At 61.2% G+C, this 18,915-nt stretch carries 16 protein-coding genes; 12 read left to right on the top strand and 4 right to left on the bottom strand.

The annotated features are described in order from the left end of the window. Positions 1 to 14: 14 nt before the first annotated feature. The 4 genes from HV822_RS02690 to HV822_RS02675 are packed head-to-tail and all read right to left on the bottom strand — an operon-like array spanning position 15 to position 3,465. Positions 15 to 755, bottom strand: a complete 741-nt coding sequence (locus HV822_RS02690; RefSeq protein ID WP_238872127.1) for a YciK family oxidoreductase — start codon at positions 753 to 755, stop codon at positions 15 to 17. Then, the gene (locus tag HV822_RS02685; protein ID WP_238872126.1) at positions 748 to 1,428 is read right to left on the bottom strand and encodes an HAD family hydrolase; all 681 of its coding nucleotides are present in this window, start codon (positions 1,426 to 1,428) and stop codon (positions 748 to 750) included. Before HV822_RS02685 ends, HV822_RS02690 begins: the two co-directional genes overlap by 8 nt. Further along, a complete protein-coding gene (gene ubiG / locus HV822_RS02680) occupies positions 1,428 to 2,135 on the bottom strand; it encodes a bifunctional 2-polyprenyl-6-hydroxyphenol methylase/3-demethylubiquinol 3-O-methyltransferase UbiG (RefSeq protein ID WP_238872125.1) in 708 nt (235 codons plus the stop codon). The genes HV822_RS02685 and ubiG overlap by 1 nt, the downstream gene beginning before the upstream one ends. Next, positions 2,125 to 3,465: a TRZ/ATZ family hydrolase gene (locus HV822_RS02675; RefSeq protein ID WP_238872124.1), complete on the bottom strand. Its 1,341-nt coding sequence runs from the start codon at positions 3,463 to 3,465 to the stop codon at positions 2,125 to 2,127. The genes ubiG and HV822_RS02675 overlap by 11 nt, the downstream gene beginning before the upstream one ends. A 111-nt stretch (positions 3,466 to 3,576) precedes the next feature. On the opposite strand from HV822_RS02675, the gene HV822_RS02670 reads away from it, so the two are divergent. The 12 genes from HV822_RS02670 (at position 3,577) to pyrF (ending at position 18,821) form a co-directional block, all read left to right on the top strand. After that, positions 3,577 to 4,617, top strand: coding sequence for a translation initiation factor eIF-2B alpha/beta/delta subunit family protein (locus HV822_RS02670; protein WP_238872123.1), 1,041 nt, complete (start codon positions 3,577 to 3,579; stop codon positions 4,615 to 4,617). 256 nt (positions 4,618 to 4,873) lie between these two features. Beyond that, complete coding sequence (gene gyrA, locus HV822_RS02665; RefSeq protein ID WP_238872122.1) at positions 4,874 to 7,633, top strand: DNA gyrase subunit A; 2,760 nt, start codon at positions 4,874 to 4,876, stop codon at positions 7,631 to 7,633. Between the two features lie 2 nt (positions 7,634 to 7,635). Further along, positions 7,636 to 8,721 carry a 3-phosphoserine/phosphohydroxythreonine transaminase gene (gene serC, locus HV822_RS02660; RefSeq protein ID WP_238872121.1) on the top strand — a complete coding sequence of 362 codons (1,086 nt, stop codon included), beginning with the start codon at positions 7,636 to 7,638 and terminating at the stop codon, positions 8,719 to 8,721. Positions 8,722 to 8,726: 5 nt separating this feature from the next. After that, entirely contained in the window at positions 8,727 to 9,824 is a 1,098-nt protein-coding gene (gene pheA, locus HV822_RS02655; RefSeq protein WP_238872120.1) for a prephenate dehydratase, read from the top strand. Between the two features lie 149 nt (positions 9,825 to 9,973). Then, complete coding sequence (gene hisC, locus HV822_RS02650) at positions 9,974 to 11,086, top strand: histidinol-phosphate transaminase (RefSeq protein ID WP_238872119.1); 1,113 nt, start codon at positions 9,974 to 9,976, stop codon at positions 11,084 to 11,086. Further along, entirely contained in the window at positions 11,079 to 13,322 is a 2,244-nt protein-coding gene (locus tag HV822_RS02645) for a bifunctional prephenate dehydrogenase/3-phosphoshikimate 1-carboxyvinyltransferase (protein WP_238872118.1), read from the top strand. The genes hisC and HV822_RS02645 overlap by 8 nt, the downstream gene beginning before the upstream one ends. Beyond that, a complete protein-coding gene (gene cmk, locus HV822_RS02640; protein ID WP_238873670.1) occupies positions 13,322 to 14,011 on the top strand; it encodes a (d)CMP kinase in 690 nt (229 codons plus the stop codon). Before HV822_RS02645 ends, cmk begins: the two co-directional genes overlap by 1 nt. Positions 14,012 to 14,164: 153 nt before the next feature. Further along, positions 14,165 to 15,847, top strand: coding sequence for a 30S ribosomal protein S1 (rpsA, locus tag HV822_RS02635; RefSeq protein WP_238872117.1), 1,683 nt, complete (start codon positions 14,165 to 14,167; stop codon positions 15,845 to 15,847). 406 nt (positions 15,848 to 16,253) lie between these two features. Beyond that, complete coding sequence (gene ihfB, locus HV822_RS02630) at positions 16,254 to 16,547, top strand: integration host factor subunit beta (RefSeq protein WP_083726708.1); 294 nt, start codon at positions 16,254 to 16,256, stop codon at positions 16,545 to 16,547. A 69-nt stretch (positions 16,548 to 16,616) separates the two neighbouring features. After that, the gene (locus tag HV822_RS02625) at positions 16,617 to 16,916 is read left to right on the top strand and encodes a lipopolysaccharide assembly protein LapA domain-containing protein (protein WP_235846767.1); all 300 of its coding nucleotides are present in this window, start codon (positions 16,617 to 16,619) and stop codon (positions 16,914 to 16,916) included. A 5-nt stretch (positions 16,917 to 16,921) separates the two neighbouring features. Further along, positions 16,922 to 18,085, top strand: coding sequence for a lipopolysaccharide assembly protein LapB (lapB, locus tag HV822_RS02620; protein ID WP_238872116.1), 1,164 nt, complete (start codon positions 16,922 to 16,924; stop codon positions 18,083 to 18,085). A 37-nt stretch (positions 18,086 to 18,122) separates the two neighbouring features. Next, on the top strand, positions 18,123 to 18,821 hold the full coding sequence (gene pyrF / locus HV822_RS02615) for an orotidine-5'-phosphate decarboxylase (protein ID WP_238872115.1): 699 nt from the start codon (positions 18,123 to 18,125) through the stop codon (positions 18,819 to 18,821). Positions 18,822 to 18,915: the final 94 nt, after the last annotated feature.

The raw sequence follows: 18,915 nt of genomic DNA, 5'->3' as shown, positions 1-18,915 counted from the left end.
GTGTCAAGATTCTGCTACTGCGCGTTCAGCGCGGCGCCGTTGTGCGCCTTGCCATCCGGGCCGAGCAGATACAGGAACACCGGCATGATCGCTTCCGGCTCTGGGTTGGTCTCAACCGGCTCGTTCGGGTAGGCCGTGGCGCGCATGCGAGTGCGGGTGGCGCCCGGGTTTACGCTGTTGACGCGGATGTTGCTGGTGCCGTCCTGCTCATCGGCCAGCACCTGCATCATGCCTTCCACTGCGAACTTGCTGACGGCGTAGGGGCCCCAGTAGGCGCGGCCCTTGCGACCAACGCTGGAAGACAGCAGTACGACCGATGCGTCATCGGCGGCACGCAGCAACGGCATCATCGCTTTGGTCAGCAGGAAGGGGGCGTTGACGTTGACCTGCATGACGCGCAGCCAGGCATCAGCCTTGACGCCATCAAGCAGCGTCCGCGGGCCTAGCTCGGCGGCGTTATGTACCAGGCCGTCCAGTTTGCCAAAGGCATCAAACAACTGGTCTGCCAGGTCTTCGTAGTCCTTTTCGGTGGCGGTTTCCAGGTTCAGCGGGCAGAGCGCCGGTTGCGGATGGCCGGCCGCCTCAATGGCGTCGTAAACCTCTTCCAGTTTGCTTTGGGTGCGGCCAACCAACACCACGGTAGCGCCGTGGGCCGCGCAGCTCAGGGCGCAGGCACGGCCGATGCCGTCGCCGGCACCGGTAATCAGGATGACGCGGCCGGCCAGCAGATCGGCCGGGGCAGTGTACTCAAACATGGGGGGTCTCCGGTTGATGCCGTTGTTGCAGCCAGGGCAGTAGTTCGCTGGCGTGCTGCACGCTATGGGTGGCTTGCCAGGCAATAGGGTCTTCTTCGGCCGGCAGGTAGCCGTACAACGCGGCAATAGTCGTCATGCCGGCAGCGTGACCGGCCTGAATGTCGCGCAGGTGGTCGCCAATAAATACGCAGCCAGACGGGTCGATGCCCATTTCGCTGCAGGCCTTCAAGGCGGACTCCGGGTCAGGCTTGCCGCGCGACACCTGATCCGGGCAAACCAGCGAGGCGCAGCGGGTGGCGAGCCCGGTTTGCTCCAGCAGCGGAATGCTGAAGCGGCTAAGTTTGTTGGTCACCACGCCCCAGGGCACACCTTCGGCGTCCAGCCAGTCCAGCAGCTCGCTGATGCCGGGAAAAGGGCGGGTGTGCCGTGCCAGACCCTGCTCATAGCGCTGTAGAAAGTCCTCGCGCAGCGCCGCGAAGGCGCTGTCCTGCGCGCAGAGGGTGAAGGCGGTCGACAGCATGCCGATCGATCCATCGGATACCTGGGCGCGGATCACTGCAGCGTCAACTGCCGGTTTACCGTGCTCCTGCAGCATGGTCTGGATGATCTGAACAAAGTCTTCGGCGGTATCAAGCAGAGTGCCGTCCAGATCAAAGAGCACGCCACTGAGCATCAGGCTTGCGCCTCGCGCTGGCAATGCACCATGTAGTTGACGTCAACGTCTGGCTCCAGCTTGTAGGTGCGGGTCAGCGGGTTGAAGGTCAGGCCGGTGATGTCCTGCAGGTCAAGGCTGGCATCGCGTACCCAGCGGCCCAGCTCGGCCGGACGGATGAACTTGGCAAATTCGTGGGTGCCGCGCGGCAGCATGCGCAAGACGTACTCGGCGCCAACGATGGCGAACATAAACGACTTGGGGTTGCGGTTGATGGTCGAGAAGAACACCTGGCCGCCCGGCTTGACCAGTTTGGCGCAGGCGCGAATCACCGAGCTTGGATCAGGCACGTGCTCGAGCATCTCCAGGCAGGTCACCACGTCAAAGGTGCCGGCGTGCAGCTCGGCAAACTCTTCGGCGGTGCTTTGCTCGTACTCGACGCTGACACCGGATTCCAGTTGGTGCAGGCGGGCGACCGCCAGGGGCGCTTCGCCCATGTCGATACCGGTTACCTGGGCGCCGCGCTGGGCCATAGCCTCGGCCAGAATGCCGCCGCCACAGCCGACGTCCAGTACTTTCTTGCCGGCCAGGCTGGCGCGCTCGTCGATCCAGTTGGTGCGCAGCGGGTTGATCTCATGCAGCGGCTTGAACTCGCTGTTACGGTCCCACCAGCGGCTTGCCAGCGCCTCAAATTTGGCGATTTCAGCGCGGTCAACGTTAAGACTCATGGGGTTCCCCTTGGGCAATAAGGGCAGCCAGCTCGCGGGCTTGCTGCAAGGTGGTGTGCGTATCAAGGCCGACCAGCTGGCCGTCGCGCAGTTTGACGCGCCCGGCTATCCAGACATCGCTGACCTGGTTGGCGTTGCAGGTGTACAGCAGCTGGGACGCTGGGTTGTAGAGTGGCTGCTGGGCGATTCCTGAGAGGTCTACGGCAGCGATATCGGCGGCCTTGCCGACTTCCAGTGAGCCGATCTCCTCGTCCAGCCCGAGCGCCCGTGCGCCGCCCAGCGTGGCCATATGCAGGGCGCTGTGGGCGTCCAGGGCGGTAGGGGTGCCGGCAACCATCTTGGCCAGCAGGGCGGCGGTGCGCATCTCGCCGAACATGTCCAGATCATTGTTGCTGGCCGCGCCGTCGGTGCCCAGGGCGACGTTCAGGCCGCTGTCGAGCAGGCGCTGGACCGGCATCATGCCGCTGGCCAGCTTGAGGTTGGATTCAGGGCAGTGCACCAGCTGTACGCCGTATTCGACCAGCAAGGCCAGATCGGCATCGCTGATCTCGGTCATATGCACTGCTTGCAATCTGGGGCTGAGCAGGCCCAGACGCTGCAGGCGTTGTAGCGGTCGCTCGCCGGTTTGGTTGACGGCATCGGCTACCTCACCGGCGGTCTCGTGGACATGCATGTGAATCGGCATGTCGAGCTCGTCGGCCAGGGTGCGGATACGCGTCAGGGTGTCGTCGCCTACCGTGTAGGGCGCATGCGGGCCGAATGCGGTGGAGATCAGCCCGCTGTGGCGGGTGTCGTCGCGCAGCTTCAAGCCCTTGGCGATCGCCTCGGCGGCATCGCGTGCGCCGGGGATCGGATTGTCGATTACCGGGAAGCACAGCTGCGCGCGCATGCCTGCATCCAGTGCTGCCGCGGCTGCAACATCCGGGTAGAAATACATGTCGGAGAAACAGGTGGTACCGCCGCGCAGCATCTCGGCAATCGCCAGCTCGGTGCCCAGGCGGGCAAAATCGGCGTTGACCCAGCGTCCTTCGGCGGGCCATATATGGTCTGTGAGCCAGGTCATCAACGGCAGGTCGTCCGCCAGGCCACGGAACAGTGTCATTGCGGCATGGCCGTGGGCGTTGATCAGGCCGGGAATCAGCGCGTGGTTTGGCAGGTCGCGGCGTTCGCGCGGTTGCAGGGCGTTGGCGCTGCTCAGCGGCAACAGGCCGACGATACGGCCTTGATGGACCGCCAGGGCGTGCTGTTCCAGCACCACGCCGCGTGGCACAACAGGGATGATCCAGCGAGGCACGATCAACAGGTCGAGCTCGCCGGGCAGGGTGGTCATGTTCAATTCGCCTTGCATCATGGTCGGCAAGTATACCTGCTGGTCGTGAGCAAATGCAGCGTGGGGTCGAAGTGCACCGGCGAGGCCGGCGTCAGCAGAGGGGATTTTGTCATGTTGCAGATAGAGGCGGTAGCGGATAGTACGGTGTTGCGCGCAGTCAGTTGGCTGCCGGAGGGTGCGGTCAGGCTGCTGGATCAGCGCCGAATGCCCGAGCTGGTAACCCAGGATTGCCGCGATGAGGTTGAGGTGTTGGCGGCCATACGTTGTGGTGTGGTGGCTGGCGCTGCGGCAATGGGCGTTGCCGCGGCCTTTGGTGTGGTGCTGGCGGCGCGACAACTGGTCACGCCGGTGCGGAGCTGGTCGCAGGCGCTGGAGCCGGTGATTGCTGCTTTTGCCGCGCTCGGGCCAATGGCGGCCAACGTGCATTGGACCTTGGGCATCATGCGGCAGACCCTGACGGGATTGGCGGCGGATGTGGATGTGCCTGCGCGCTTGCTGAACGCCGCCGAAGCAATCGCCGCAGCCGATCAGGAGGCCAACAGGAGCATGGCGCGCTTTGGTCTGCAACTGCTGCGCCGCCATCATTCAGCGGAGCAGAAGCTGATGCTGCTGGGTTACAGCGGTGAGCTGTCCGGCGGTGGTGGCGGCACCGCCATGGGTGTCGTGCAGGCAGCTTATCGCGCTGGCGTCTTGAAGGAGGTGCTGGTGAGCGAGGCCAGTCCCTCGCAGGCGGGGTCGCGGCTGGCGGCCTGGGAGCTTGAGCGTGCAGGTGTCCCGCACCTGCTGATGGCCGACAGCGCAGCCGCGCGGATCATGAAGTGCGACCCGGTGTCCTGGGTGATCGTTGGTGCCGAGCGCATTGCTGCCAACGGTGACGTTATCACCACCCAGGGGACCTACGCGCTCGCCATTCTCGCCATGCACCACGGCTTGCGCTTTATGGTGGTGGCTTCCACGGCGGCGTTGGACATGAGTCTCAGTGACGGCGATGCGCTGGAGCCTGAGGTGTTGCATGGCGCAGCCGGTGCCAGCCAGCCGCTGGACGTCACGCCCGTGGAGCTGATTGACGCCATCGTCACGGAAAAAGGCGTGATTGAGCGGCCCGATGAGGGCAAGATCGCCAAACTCATGAGTATTCGCCGGCTGCATTGATGGTTGCCTCTCCCTGCCCGCGGCGGGCGCGCTATAAGCTCCCGTCGGCGGGTTCTCTGTGGTATCCTTTGCCGCTTTGATCGGGCGGAATGCGCCCCGTTGCAGAAGCGCTTCTGCAAGGTGGGCCGATCGGCGCTTTCGCCTTTCCAATGCGCGTGTCGCAGAGGTGCTGAAAACCCGTATGTGCCGGGGGATTCAGGCCTTTGCATTGCTTTTGGCGTTATCTCGACGCCGACAATAAAAGGAATGCCGTTTCATGGGTGAACTGGCCAAAGAAATCCTTCCAGTCAATATCGAAGACGAACTGAAACAGTCCTACCTGGATTACGCCATGAGCGTAATCGTCGGCCGGGCTCTGCCGGATGTGCGTGACGGCCTCAAGCCGGTGCACCGTCGCGTGCTCTACGCCATGAGCGAGCTGGGCAACGACTGGAACAAGCCGTACCTGAAATCGGCACGTGTGGTTGGTGACGTTATCGGTAAATACCACCCGCACGGCGACTCGGCGGTATACGACACCATCGTGCGTATGGCGCAGAACTTCTCCATGCGTTATCCGCTGGTTGACGGCCAGGGCAACTTCGGCTCCATCGACGGCGATAACGCGGCAGCCATGCGTTACACCGAAGTGCGCATGGCCAAGCTGACCCATGAGCTGCTGGCTGACCTGGATAAGGAAACCGTCGACTGGGTACCCAACTACGACGGTAAAGAGCAGATTCCAGACGTTCTGCCCACCAAGATTCCGCACCTGCTGGTCAACGGCTCCAGCGGTATCGCCGTCGGCATGGCGACCAACATCCCGCCGCACAACCTGACTGAAGTGATCAACGGTTGTCTGGCCGTGATCAGCAACCCGGACATCAGCATCGACGAGCTGATGGAGTTTATTCCGGGTCCGGACTTCCCGACGGCCGGTATCATCAACGGTCGTGCCGGCATTGTTGAGGCCTATCGCACTGGCCGGGGCCGCATCTACGTGCGCGCCCGCTGCGAAATTGAAGATATCGACAAGGTTGGCGGTCGCCAGCAGATCGTCATTTCCGAGCTGCCGTACCAGCTGAACAAAGCGCGTCTGATCGAAAAGATCGCCGAGCTGGTCAAAGAGAAAAAGCTCGAAGGCATCACTGAACTGCGCGATGAGTCCGACAAGGACGGTATCCGCGTGGTTATCGAGCTGCGCCGAGGCGAAGTGCCTGAGGTCGTGCTCAACAACCTCTACGCCCAGACCCAGATGCAGAGCGTGTTCGGCATCAACGTGGTCGGCTTGCTCGACGGTCAGCCGAAGATTCTCAACCTCAAGGAGCTGCTCGAAGCCTTCGTCCGTCACCGCCGTGAAGTGGTGACCCGTCGTACCGTTTACGAGCTGCGCAAGGCGCGTGAACGCGGGCACATCCTGGAAGGTCAGGCGGTCGCGCTGTCGAACATTGACCCGGTCATCGAGCTGATCAAAAAGTCGCCCACCCCGGCGGAAGCCCGCGAAGCCTTGATCGCCACGGCTTGGGAGCCGGGCGCGGTGGTTGAAATGGTCGAGCGCGCCGGCGCCGAGTCTTGCCGCCCCGATGGTTTGGACGAGCAATACGGCCTGCGTGAAGGCAAGTATTACCTGTCCCCTGAGCAGGCCCAGGCCATTCTGGATCTGCGTCTGCATCGCCTGACCGGTCTGGAGCACGAAAAGCTGCTGACCGAGTACCAGCAGATTCTTGAGCAGATTGGCGAGCTGCTGCGCATCCTGAACAGCCAGGAGCGCCTGATGGAAGTGATCGTCGAGGAGCTGGAAAAGGTACGTGATGATTTTGGCGACGAGCGTCGTACCGAAATCGTTGCCTCGCGCATGGACCTGTCCCTGGCCGACCTGATTGCCGAAGAAGACCGCGTGGTGACTATCTCCCACGGCGGTTACGCCAAGAGCCAGCCGCTGACCGACTACCAGGCCCAGCGCCGTGGCGGCCGCGGCAAGGCAGCGACCGGCGTGAAAGATGAAGACTATGTCGAACACCTGCTGGTCGCCCACAGTCACGCTACGCTGCTGCTGTTCTCCAGTCGCGGCAAGGTGTACTGGCTCAAGACCTACGAAATTCCTGAAGCCTCGCGCGCCGCGCGTGGCCGCCCGCTGGTCAACCTGCTGCCGCTGGAAGAAGGTGAGTGGATCACCGCCATGTTGCAGGTCGACCTGGAGGCGCTGCAGCAGCAGAGCGCCGAAGAGGGCGAGGAGCTGGAGGACGAGGCGGGTGTAATCGAAGGTGAAGCCGTTGAAGTCGAGGCAGATGCCGATGGCGACGCTGACAGCGACGATGACGACAACGACGAGCCTACCGGTTCCTACATCTTTATGGCCACCGCGCGCGGCACCGTGAAGAAGACCCCGCTGGTGCAGTTCAGCCGTCCGCGCAGCAATGGCCTGATCGCCCTGCGCCTGGAAGAGGGCGACACCCTGATCGCCGCCGCCATTACCGACGGCTCGCGTGACATCATGCTGTTCTCCGACGGTGGCAAGGTTATCCGCTTCAAGGAGCGTCATGTGCGCACCATGGGCCGTACCGCACGCGGTGTGCGCGGCATGCGTCTGCCGACCGAACAGCGCCTGATCTCCATGCTGATCCCCGAGCCCGAGGCGCAGATTCTGACCGCCTCCGAGCGTGGTTACGGCAAGCGCACCGTGCTGGAAGAGTTTCCGCGTCGTGGTCGTGGTGGTCAGGGCGTGATCGCTATGGTCTCCAATGAGCGCAATGGCGCGCTGGTGGGCGCTGTTCAGGTGGTCGATGGTGAGGAAATTATGCTGATTTCTGACCAGGGCACGCTGGTACGCACCCGCGTCAGCGAAGTATCCAGCCTGTCGCGTAACACCCAGGGCGTCATGCTCATTCGTCTGGCGCCGGAAGAAAAACTGGTCGGCCTGGAGCGCGTCCAAGAGCCCACTGAGGACGAGATTGACTTGGCCGCTGAGGATGCCGAAGAAGGCGACGCCCAGCAGCCGGAAGGTGATGAGCAGCAACCCGTGGATGATCAGGAGTAATCGTGAGTAAGCGTCTGTTCAATTTCTGTGCTGGACCGGCGGCATTGCCGGAAGCGGTGTTGCAGCGAGCCCAGGCCGAGCTGCTTGACTGGCAGGGCAAGGGCCTGTCAGTTATGGAAATGAGCCACCGCAGCGATGAGTTTGTCTCGGTAGCCCAGCAGGCCGAACAGGATCTGCGCGACCTGATGGCGATCCCGGACAACTACAAGGTGCTGTTCCTGCAGGGCGGTGCCAGTCAGCAGTTTGCCCAGATACCGCTGAACCTGATGCCAGAAGGCGGCAGCGCCGATTACATCGATACCGGTATCTGGTCGCGCAAAGCCATCGACGAGGCGGCGCGCTTCGGCAACGTCAACGTGGCCGGCAGTGCCAAGGCCTACGATTACTTTGCCATCCCCGGTCAGAACGAGTGGCAGTTGTCGGCAGACGCCGCCTACGTGCACTACTGTCCGAACGAAACCATCGGCGGCCTGGAATTCAACTGGGTGCCGCAGACCGGTGACGTGCCGCTGGTGGCGGATATGTCTTCGACCATCCTGTCGCGGCCGGTTGATGTCTCACGCTTTGGCATGATTTACGCCGGCGCCCAGAAGAACATCGGCCCGAGCGGTCTGGTGGTAGTGATTGTGCGTGAAGACCTGTTGGGTCGCGCGCGTGCCAGCTGCCCGACCATGCTGGACTATGCCGTCGCCGCCAAGAACGATTCGATGTACAACACGCCGCCCACCTTTGCCTGGTATCTGTCCGGCCTGATCTTCCAGTGGCTTAAGGAGCAGGGCGGTCTGGACGCGGTCAAGCGCATCAACGATGCCAAGCAAAAGGCGCTGTACTCGGCCATCGACGGCAGTGAGCTGTACAACAACCCGATTAACGCCGCTGACCGGTCCTGGATGAATATCCCCTTCCGTCTGGCAGACGATCGGCTGGACAAGCCGTTCCTGGCCGGCGCCGAAGAGCGCGGACTGCTCAACCTGAAAGGTCATCGCTCGGTTGGCGGCATGCGCGCCTCCATCTATAACGCAGTGCCGCAAGCCGCGGTCGACGCACTCGTGGCCTACATGGCCGAGTTTGAACAGCAGCACGGTTGATACCCATGTCTGATGAAGATCAGTTGAAGGCGCTACGCAAGCGCATCGACACCATTGATGAAAAGATTCTTGACCTGATCAGTGAGCGGGCTGCCTGTGCGCAAACCGTCGCGCACGTCAAGCAGAAGGCGCTGGAGCCCGGCGTCAAGCCGCTGTTCTATCGCCCCGAGCGTGAAGCCTGGGTGCTCAAGCACATCATGGAACTGAACAAGGGGCCGCTCGATAACGAGGAAATGGCCCGCCTGTTCCGTGAGATCATGTCCGCTTGCCTGGCGCTCGAAGAGCCACTGCGTGTCGCCTATCTTGGGCCGGAAGGCACCTTCACCCAGGCCGCGGCACTCAAGCACTTTGGTCACTCTGTGGTCAGCGTGCCGATGGCGGCGATTGACGAGATTTTCCGTGAGGTGGCTGCCGGCGCGGTGCAGTTTGGCGTGGTGCCGGTAGAAAACTCTACCGAAGGCGCTATCAACCACACGCTCGACAGCTTCCTTGAGCATGATCTGGTGATCTGCGGTGAGGTAGAGCTGCGCATTCACCATCATTTGCTGGTCGGTGAAAATACCAAGACCGACAAGATCTCCCGCGTGTATTCCCACGCCCAGTCGCTGGCCCAGTGCCGCAAGTGGCTGGACGCCCACTACCCGAACGTCGAGCGCGTAGCCGTTGCCAGCAACGCCGATGCGGCGCGTCGGGTAAAAGGGGAGTGGAACTCGGCGGCGATTGCCGGCGACATGGCGGCCGACCTGTACGAGCTGACGCGTCTGGCCGAGAAAATCGAAGACCGCCCGGACAACTCCACGCGTTTTCTGATTATCGGTAACCAGCAAGTCCCGCCGACCGGCGACGACAAGACCTCGGTCATCGTTTCCATGCGCAACAAGCCGGGTGCGCTGCATCACCTGCTCGAACCGTTCCACTCCAACGGTATCGACCTGAGCCGCATCGAAACCCGCCCCTCGCGCAGCGGCAAATGGACCTATGTGTTCTTTATCGACTTCTTCGGTCACCAGCACGATCCGCTGATCAAGGATGTGCTGGAGAAGATCAACGACGACTCGGTAGCGCTCAAGGTGCTGGGGTCGTATCCGAAGGCGGTTTTGTAAGCGGCTGAAGGCTTTAGGCCAGAGGCTGGAAGGTCAGGTTATTGGCGAGTGGCTCGACAGGTGCGGTTGGCGGCAGCGCGGTGATGCGCTTCCAGCCTTAAGCCTTCAGCCTCAGGCGGCCGACGTCGTCGGCCCGTGCGGAGCGTGTTATGAGTTGTGATTTCCTCAGCCTGGCGCGGCCAGGTGTGCAGAAGCTGTCTCCCTATGTGCCGGGCAAGCCGGTAGAGGAGCTGGCGCGAGAGTTTGGCTTGCGGCCGCAGGATATCGTCAAGCTGGCCAGCAACGAAAACCCGCTGGGCCCGAGCCCGGCGGTGCGTGAGGCTATCGCTGCAGCATTGGCAGAGCTGACCCGTTACCCTGATGGCAACGGCTTTGCGCTGAAGCAGGCGCTGGCTGCGAAGCTGGGCGTGGATACCGTAGGCATCACCCTGGGTAACGGCTCCAACGACATTCTCGAGCTGGTGGCCCGTGCCTTTGTCGGCCCCGAGCATGAAGTGGTCTTCAGTGATCACGCCTTTGCTGTTTACCCCATTGTGACCCAAGCAGTGGGCGCCAAGGCGGTGTCGGTGCCGGCTAAGGATTGGGGGCATGATCTGGATGCCATGGCGGCCGCCATCAGCCCGGCGACCCGGGTGGTCTTTATCGCCAACCCCAACAACCCCACCGGTACCTGGATTGAGCGCAGTGCGCTCGAGGCCTTCCTCGACCGTGTGCCGGAAAACGTCATTGTGGTGCTGGACGAGGCGTACACCGAGTACGTCGAGACCGACGAGGTGCCTAACGGCGTTGATTACCTGCCGCGTTACCCCAACCTGCTGGTCTCGCGTACCTTCTCTAAGGCCTATGGATTGGCTGCGCTGCGTGTCGGCTATGGCTTGTCCAGTCCGGTGATTGCCGATGCCCTAAATCGCGTACGCCAGCCGTTCAACGTCAACAGCCTTGCCCTGACGGCAGCGCTGGCGGCCCTGCAGGACGAGGCCTACCTGATCGAAAGCCGACGCATCAACCGCCAAGGCATGCAGCAGCTGGAAGACGGCTGCGCAGCCCTGGGGCTGAGCTGGATCCCTTCACGCGGTAACTTCCTCGCAATCGATGTGGGTCGTGAAGCGGCGCCGATTTTTCAGGCGCTGCTGCGCGAAGGCGTCATTGTGCGTCCGGTGGCCAACTACGGCATGCCGAACCACCTGCGCGTAACCATTGGTTTGCCAGAAGAAAACCAGCGTTTTCTGGATGCGCTCAAGCAGGTGTTGAATCGTGGCTGATGTAACCGGCCTGTCACCAGTAACACCGACAATCGGTCGCCTTGCGGTAATCGGGCTTGGCCTGATCGGCGGCTCCTTTGCCAAGGGTATGCGCCAGAGTGGCCTGTGCCGCGAGGTGATCGGTTGTGATCTGGACCCGGTCTCCCGTCGTCAGGCGGTGCCACTGGGCGTGGTCGACAAGGTCACGGCCAATCTGGTTGAGGCAGTGCAGGGCGCTGATCTGATCATGCTGGCCGTGCCAGTGCTGGGTATGCGCGCGGTGCTGGCGCAACTGGCCGCGCTGGAGCTGGGCGACGCGGTGATTACGGATGTGGGTAGCACCAAGGGTGCGGTTGCGCAGGCGGTGGAAGAGGTGTTTGGCGCGGTACCGGCCAACTTTGTACCGGGCCACCCGATCGCCGGTTCGGAAAAAAGCGGTGTCGAGGCGGCCCGTGCGGACCTGTTTCGCCACCATAAGGTTATTCTCACGCCGCTTGAGCAGACGGCGGCAGAGGCGGTCGGCCTGGTGCAGCGTTGCTGGCAGGCGCTGGATGCCGATGTAGAGAGCATGTCGCTGGCCGACCATGATGAAGTCCTGGCGGCCACCAGTCACCTGCCGCATCTGTTGGCGTTCTCGCTGGTGGACACCCTGGCGTCGCGGAACGAGAATCTGGAGATTTTCCGCTACGCTGCCGGTGGCTTCCGGGACTTTACCCGCATTGCCGCGAGTGATCCGGTGATGTGGCGCGATGTTTTTCTGGCAAATCGGGATGCGGTCTTGCGCAGTCTTGATGCCTTTACCCAGGATCTGGGTCGACTGCGTGAAGCGGTGGAAACCCGTGACGCCAATACGCTGCTTGGTGTGTTTACCCGAGCCAAGTCGGCACGAGAGCATTTCAGCACTATTCTGGCCCGCAGGGCTTACATGGAACCTATGCAAACTCAAGAATTCAACTTCATCGCCAGCCCCGGCGGCAAGGTCAACGGCAGCATTCGTGTGCCTGGTGACAAGTCTATTTCCCATCGCTCCATCATGCTTGGCTCGCTGGCCGAGGGTGTGACTGAGGTCGAGGGCTTCCTGGAAGGCGAAGACAGCCTGGCGACCCTGCAGGCATTTCGCGACATGGGCGTGGTGATTGAAGGCCCGCACCATGGCCGGGTGACCATCAATGGTGTCGGTCTGCACGGGCTGCAGGCGCCGCCCGGCTCGCTGTATCTGGGTAACTCCGGTACCTCCATGCGTTTGCTGTCGGGCCTGCTGGCCGGACAGGATTTTGACACCGTGCTGACCGGCGATGCGTCGCTGTCCAAGCGCCCGATGGGCCGCGTGGCCAAGCCACTGCGCGAAATGGGTGCCCAGATCGACACCGGTGACGAGGGTCGCCCGCCGCTGCGTATCAAGGGTGGCAGCCGCATGATGGGCATGGACTATCAGATGCCGATGGCCAGTGCGCAGGTCAAATCCTGCATTTTGCTGGCCGGTCTGTATGCCTCCGGCACCACCTCGGTGACCGAGCCTGCGCCCACCCGTGACCATACCGAGCGCATGCTCAAGGGCTTTGGTTATCCGGTCAAGGTGGATGGCGCCACTGCCACCGTCGAGTCCGGCCATACCCTCAAAGCCTGCCGCATTGATGTGCCGGCCGACATCTCCTCCGCCGCGTTCTTCATGGTCGCTGCCAGCATCTGCGAGGGCGCTGACCTGACGCTGGAGCACGTGGGCATCAACCCCACGCGCATCGGCATCATCAATATCCTGCGTGCCATGGGCGGCAATCTGGAGCTGCTCAACGAGCGCGAAGTGGGTGGCGAGCCGGTGGCTGATATCCGCGTGCGTTACGCGCCGCTCAAAGGCATCGACATTCCGGTCGATCAGGTGCCGCTGGCGATTGACGAGTTTCCGGTGCTGTTCGTGGCAGCCGCCTGTGCTGAAGGTCGCACCATCCTGCGTGATGCTGAAGAGCTGCGGGTAAAGGAGTCCGACCGCATTCAGGTCATGGCTGATGGCCTGCGGGCGCTGGGCGTCAAGGCAGAGCCGACGCCTGACGGTATCATTATCGACGGCGGCGCTATCGGTGGCGGCAGCGTTGAAAGCCATGGTGACCACCGTATCGCCATGTCGTTCTCGGTCGCTGCGCTGCGCGCCACCGGCGACATTCATATCAAGGATTGCGCCAATGTGGCGACATCATTCCCGGGCTTCATCGACCTTGCGCAATCGGTCGGCATGCAAGTCCGTCTGGAGGACAACGCGTGATTGATCAACAGGCCCCCGTCATCACCATCGACGGCCCTGGTGGGTCGGGCAAGGGCACCATCGCCGGTTTGCTGGCCTCTCGTCTTGGCTGGAACCTGCTGGACTCCGGCGCTTTGTATCGCCTGCTCGCCCTGTCGGCGCGCAATCACGGTGTTGATTTGACCAACGAAACCTCGCTGGAGGCGCTGGCGGCCCATCTGGATGTGCAGTTTGTGGCCGGTGAAGCCGGTGGCGAGCAGCAGATTATCCTGGAGGGCGAGGATGTCACCCGTGCCATCCGTACCGAAGATGTAGGCGCCGGCGCCTCGCAGGTAGCCGCGCTGCCCGCTGTGCGTGATGCGTTACTGCAGCGTCAGCGCGTGTTCCGCGAAGCGCCAGGTCTGGTCGCCGATGGTCGCGACATGGGTACCGTGGTGTTTGCTGATGCACAGTTGAAGGTGTACCTGACCGCCAGCGCCGAGGAGCGCGCCTCTCGCCGTCACCGGCAGTTGCTCGGAAAGGGTGAAGCTGCTAATCTGGCGAGTCTTCTCGATGAGATCGTTGCGCGGGACGAGCGGGATATGAACCGCAGCATCGCGCCGCTGAAGCCGGCGGATGATGCAATCGTGATCGATTCCACGCAGATGAGCATTGAAGAAGTACTTGAAGCAGTCCAGACGATGGCGCGCGAGCGCAACCTGCTGGGCTGATCAGACTGTCTGTTCCGGGCAACCAGCACCACCGGAAAGGGCATTGATACCATCAACCCACGCAAGCTGGTGGCGTGGCGGGACAGTAGCTGCATAGCGCGCTTTAAAACGGCTTTGCGGTAGCTGCCCTAAAACTTACTTACAGGATTCCAAATGAGCGAAAGCTTTGCCGAACTTTTTGAAGAAAGCCTAAAAACCCTTGATATGGAGCCGGGCTCCATCATCACTGGTATCGTTGTGGACATCGACTCCGACTGGGTCACCGTTCACGCCGGTCTGAAATCAGAGGGTGTCATCCCGCGCGATCAGTTCCTGGACGAGCAGGGCGAACTGACCATCGAAGTGGGTGATGAGGTTCACGTTGCACTGGACGCCGTTGAAGACGGTTTCGGTGAAACCAAACTGTCCCGCGAAAAGGCCAAGCGCGCCGAATCGTGGAAAGTCCTCGAAGCTGCTTTCGCTGCAGAAGAAGTCGTCAAAGGTGTTATCAACGGCAAGGTCAAAGGTGGCTTTACCGTCGACGTCAACACCATCCGTGCGTTCCTGCCGGGCTCGCTGGTTGACGTACGTCCCGTACGTGACACCACCCACCTGGAAAACAAGGAACTGGAATTCAAGGTCATCAAGCTGGACCAGAAGCGCAACAACGTTGTCGTTTCCCGTCGTGCAGTTCTGGAAGCCGAGAACTCCGCCGAGCGCGAAGCCCTGCTGGAAACCCTGCAGGAAGGTCAAGTCGTCAAGGGTATCGTCAAGAACCTCACCGATTACGGTGCGTTCGTTGACCTGGGCGGCGTAGACGGCCTGCTGCACATCACCGATATGGCCTGGAAGCGCATCAAGCATCCGTCCGAGATCGTTAACGTTGGTGACGAGATCGACGTTAAGGTCCTGAAGTTTGACCGTGAGCGTAACCGCGTTTCCCTGGGTCTGAAGCAACTGGGCGAAGATCCGTGGGTTGCTATCACCGGTCGTTACCCGGAAGGCACTCGCGTTACTGCCAAGGTCACTAACCTGACCGACTACGGCTGCTTCGCTGAGCTGGAAGAAGGCGTTGAAGGTCTGGTTCACGTTTCCGAGATGGATTGGACCAACAAGAACATCCACCCGTCCAAGGTTGTCAACGTTGGCGACGAAGTGGAAGTTATGGTTCTGGACATCGACGAAGACCGTCGCCGTATCTCCCTGGGCATCAAGCAGTGCAAGATGAACCCGTGGGAAGAGTTCTCCAGCAAGTTCAACAAGGGCGACCGCATCGCCGGTTCCATCAAGTCCATCACCGACTTCGGTATCTTTATCGGTCTGGACGGTGGCATCGATGGTCTGGTTCACCTGTCCGACATCTCCTGGAACGAAGCCGGCGAAGAAGCGGTACGTCGCTTCAAGAAGGGCGACGAGATCGAAACCGTTATCCTGTCTGTTGACCCTGAGCGCGAGCGCATCTCCCTGGGCGTCAAGCAGCTGGAAGACGATCCGTTCTCCAACTTCGTTTCCCTGAACGAGAAAGGCAGCATCATCACCGGTACCGTCAAGGAAGTTGACGCCAAAGGCGCCATCATCACCCTGGCGGACGACATCGAAGGCACTCTGAAGGCCTCCGAAATCAGCCGTGACCGCGTTGAAGATGCTCGCAACGTCCTGAACGCTGGCGACGAAGTTGAAGCCAAGATCATTGGTGTCGACCGTAAGAGCCGCGTTATCAGCCTGTCCATCAAGGCGAAAGACGTTGAAGACGAGAAAGAAGCCATGCAAGACCTGCGTAAGCAGGAAATGCTGGCCGCTGGTCCGACCACCATTGGTGATCTGATCAAGCAGCAGATGGAAGGCAAAGGCAACTAAGCCTATCCAGCTGTAAAAAAGGGCGACTTCGGTCGCCCTTTTTTGTGCCCGCCCGTTGGGCGGGCACAGCTGCAAGCCTCAAGCTGCAAGCGGCAAGTAAAACCCTGGCTTGCCGGTTGTGTGGGTTCTATGAGGGTGATGAATGCGTACAAGGCGCATAGAAAAGACTTGACGGCCTGGCAGGGCAACACATCCTGATTACGCTTGCAGCTTGCAGCTTGCAGCTTGCAGCTTGCAGCTTGCAGCTTGCAGCTTGCAGCTTGCAGCTTGCAGGGGGCGGCCATCCGCCTTGCAGCTGCGAAGCGCGGGAGCGCTTCGCTTATCAGGCTGTTCAAACCTAGTCAAGCATGGTAAAACCCTATAAAACGAAAAACGAGTCTACTCGCTTGATAAGAAAGGGAAAACCATGACCAAGTCGGAGTTGATCGAGCGTATCGTCGAACAACAGGGGCAGTTGTCGGCGAAGGACGTTGAGCTTGCGATCAAGACCATGCTGGAGCATATGTCCCAGGCATTAGCTACCGGGGAGCGAATCGAGATTCGCGGCTTCGGCAGTTTCTCGTTGCATTACCGTGCGCCGCGGGTAGGGCGTAATCCCAAGACCGGTGATGCTGTAGAGCTTGAGGGTAAGTATGTGCCGCACTTCAAGCCGGGCAAGGAGTTGCGTGACAGGGTTAACGAGTCACTCGAAAACGCCTGATCCTATGCCGCACTCGCGCCGTGCTGGGTTATACTTCGCACACACTCAATGGATGCGGAGTTGTATCACATGCTGTGGTTGAAGCGCGTGTTGCTGATCTTGGTTCTGCTGCTGGTAGCCTTGGCGACCATGGATTTCATGCTGGAAAATCAGCAAGCCACCTCCCTGCAATTTCTCGAAATGCAGTCCCCTGCATTGCCTCTTTCCATCTATGTTGTACTCGCCTTTATTCTCGGTAGCGCACTGGGCGTCTTCGTTGGCTGGCTGATCACCACCCGTCTGCGGCTGAAGCTGATGGTGCAAAGCAATGAGCTGAACCGCTACCGCAAGGAAATCGACAAGCTGCGTACCCAGGCTGTCAAAGGCTGATCACCATGCAGGAACTGATGTTCCTCGGGCTGTTTGTATTGGCCCTGGCGATCGGCTGGTTTCTTGGCCGCCGAGAGGCAATCAAGGTCGGTTTCATGCTGCAGCCGCACGGCAGTGCGGTCGACAAGCAGTATTTCATTGGTCTTAACTATCTGCTTAACGAGCAGCCTGACGAAGCCATCGAAACCTTCATTCGTGCTCTTGAGGTCAATCCCGAGACCGTTGAAACCCATATCGCCATCGGCAAGCTGTTTTGTCAGCGCGGCGATGTTGAGCGGGCTATCAAGGTGCATCAGAACCTGCTTGCGCGTCCAAACCTGACGCCCGAGCAGGGAGATCGCGTGCAATTGGAGCTGGCACGTGACTACCTGGCGGTTGGCATGCATCAACGCGCCGAACGCTTGCTTGAGGAGCTGGCGGACTCCGGCTCCAGTTTGCGTGCCGAAGCGCTGGTTGATTTGGTTGCCGCCTACGAGCATCAGCATGAATGGCGTGAGGCAATTGCGGTGGGAGAGCGGCTGTTGCGAGAGCGGGCCGATTTCTCGGTTACCCTGGCGCAGTACCATTGCGAGCTTGCCGCCCGCGCGGTGCAGCGACGTGAGACGGCCGAGGCACAGCTGCATCTGCGCACGGCGCTGAAGGTCGAGCCGCTGTGCGTGCGTGCCCTCATTATGTCGGCAGAGCTGCAAGTGCATGGCGGTGACTACAAGGGCGCTGCGCGCTTGCTGCAACGACTGGCCGAACAAGCACCCGACTTTGTGCCGGAAGTGCTGGCATTGGCAGAGCGCTGTGCGGATAATGGCGCGCTTGATCTGGCAGAGTATCTGGATCAGGCGCTGGAGCGCGCTACCAAGCCTGTGGTGTCTGTGGTGCTGGCACGCACGCGGCAAATCCAGAGAGAGCAGGGTGCTGCCAGCGCAGAGCGTTTTTTGCTACAGCGCTTGCTGGTGCAGCCGTCCCTGTCTGGCGTTCACGAGCTGCTGCGTTTGCGTGGACCCGCTTCCCCCGAGACCGACCCGCTACCTGAGTTGCTGGAAGCGCTGGTTCGTGCGCGCCCACGTTACCGTTGCGACAGTTGTGGTTTTACCGGTAGCAAGTTGTATTGGCAGTGCCCCAGTTGTCAGAGTTGGAGCACGGTCAAACCGCTAAAGGGTCATGAGTTGTCCTGAGACTGCCCACCCCAATCTTGAACAGGATTTTAGTTATATGTCGAACATCAGCCCGATTATTGTTGCCCTGGACTTCCCTGAGACGGGCGCGGCGCTGCAGTTGGCCGATGAGCTTGACCCCAAGAAATGCCGGGTCAAAGTGGGTAAGGAGCTGTTTACCAGCGCCGGACCGGCGGTGGTTGAGGCGTTGCAAGACAAGGGGTTTGAGGTTTTCCTGGATCTCAAGTTTCACGACATCCCCAATACAACCGCCAGCGCCGTGCGTGCAGCCGCGGAGCTGGGCGTATGGATGGTCAATGTACATGCTGGCGGTGGTCGTCGCATGATGGAGGCCTGCCGCGAGACACTTGAGCGCCGTCCCGGTGGTCGTCCGCTGCTGACTGCTGTAACCATTCTTACCAGTCTGGAGCAGGAAGACCTGCAAGAGGTGGGCGTGGATATCGAGCCCATGGTGCAGGTTCAGCGGCTGGCGCGTCTTACGCAGGACTGCGGCTTGGATGGTGTGGTCTGTTCGGCGCGCGAGGCTAAGGCGCTACGCGGTGCCTTGGGAGAAGACTTCCTTTTGGTCACGCCGGGTATTCGGCCGGCCGACAGTTCGGCAGACGACCAGAAGCGCATCGTGACCCCGGCTCAGGCGTTGGAGAATGGCAGCAGCTATCTAGTGATTGGTCGCCCGATTACCCGCGCCCACGAGCCGGCGCAGGCGCTGGACGAGATTATCGCGAGCATCGGATAAGCCGCGCTTGAGGGAGGCGCTGATTGATTCCGAGCGACCTGTGCGCCTGGACTTGATCGGTGCTTTCTTAGTTAAGCTGCCACAAAAAACGCCG

It is taken from the genome of Halopseudomonas maritima (assembly GCF_021545785.1).
Lineage (GTDB): Bacteria > Pseudomonadota > Gammaproteobacteria > Pseudomonadales > Pseudomonadaceae > Halopseudomonas > Halopseudomonas maritima.
Note: the sequence above shows the minus strand (reverse complement) of the source record. Positions and strands in the feature narration are given on the sequence as shown.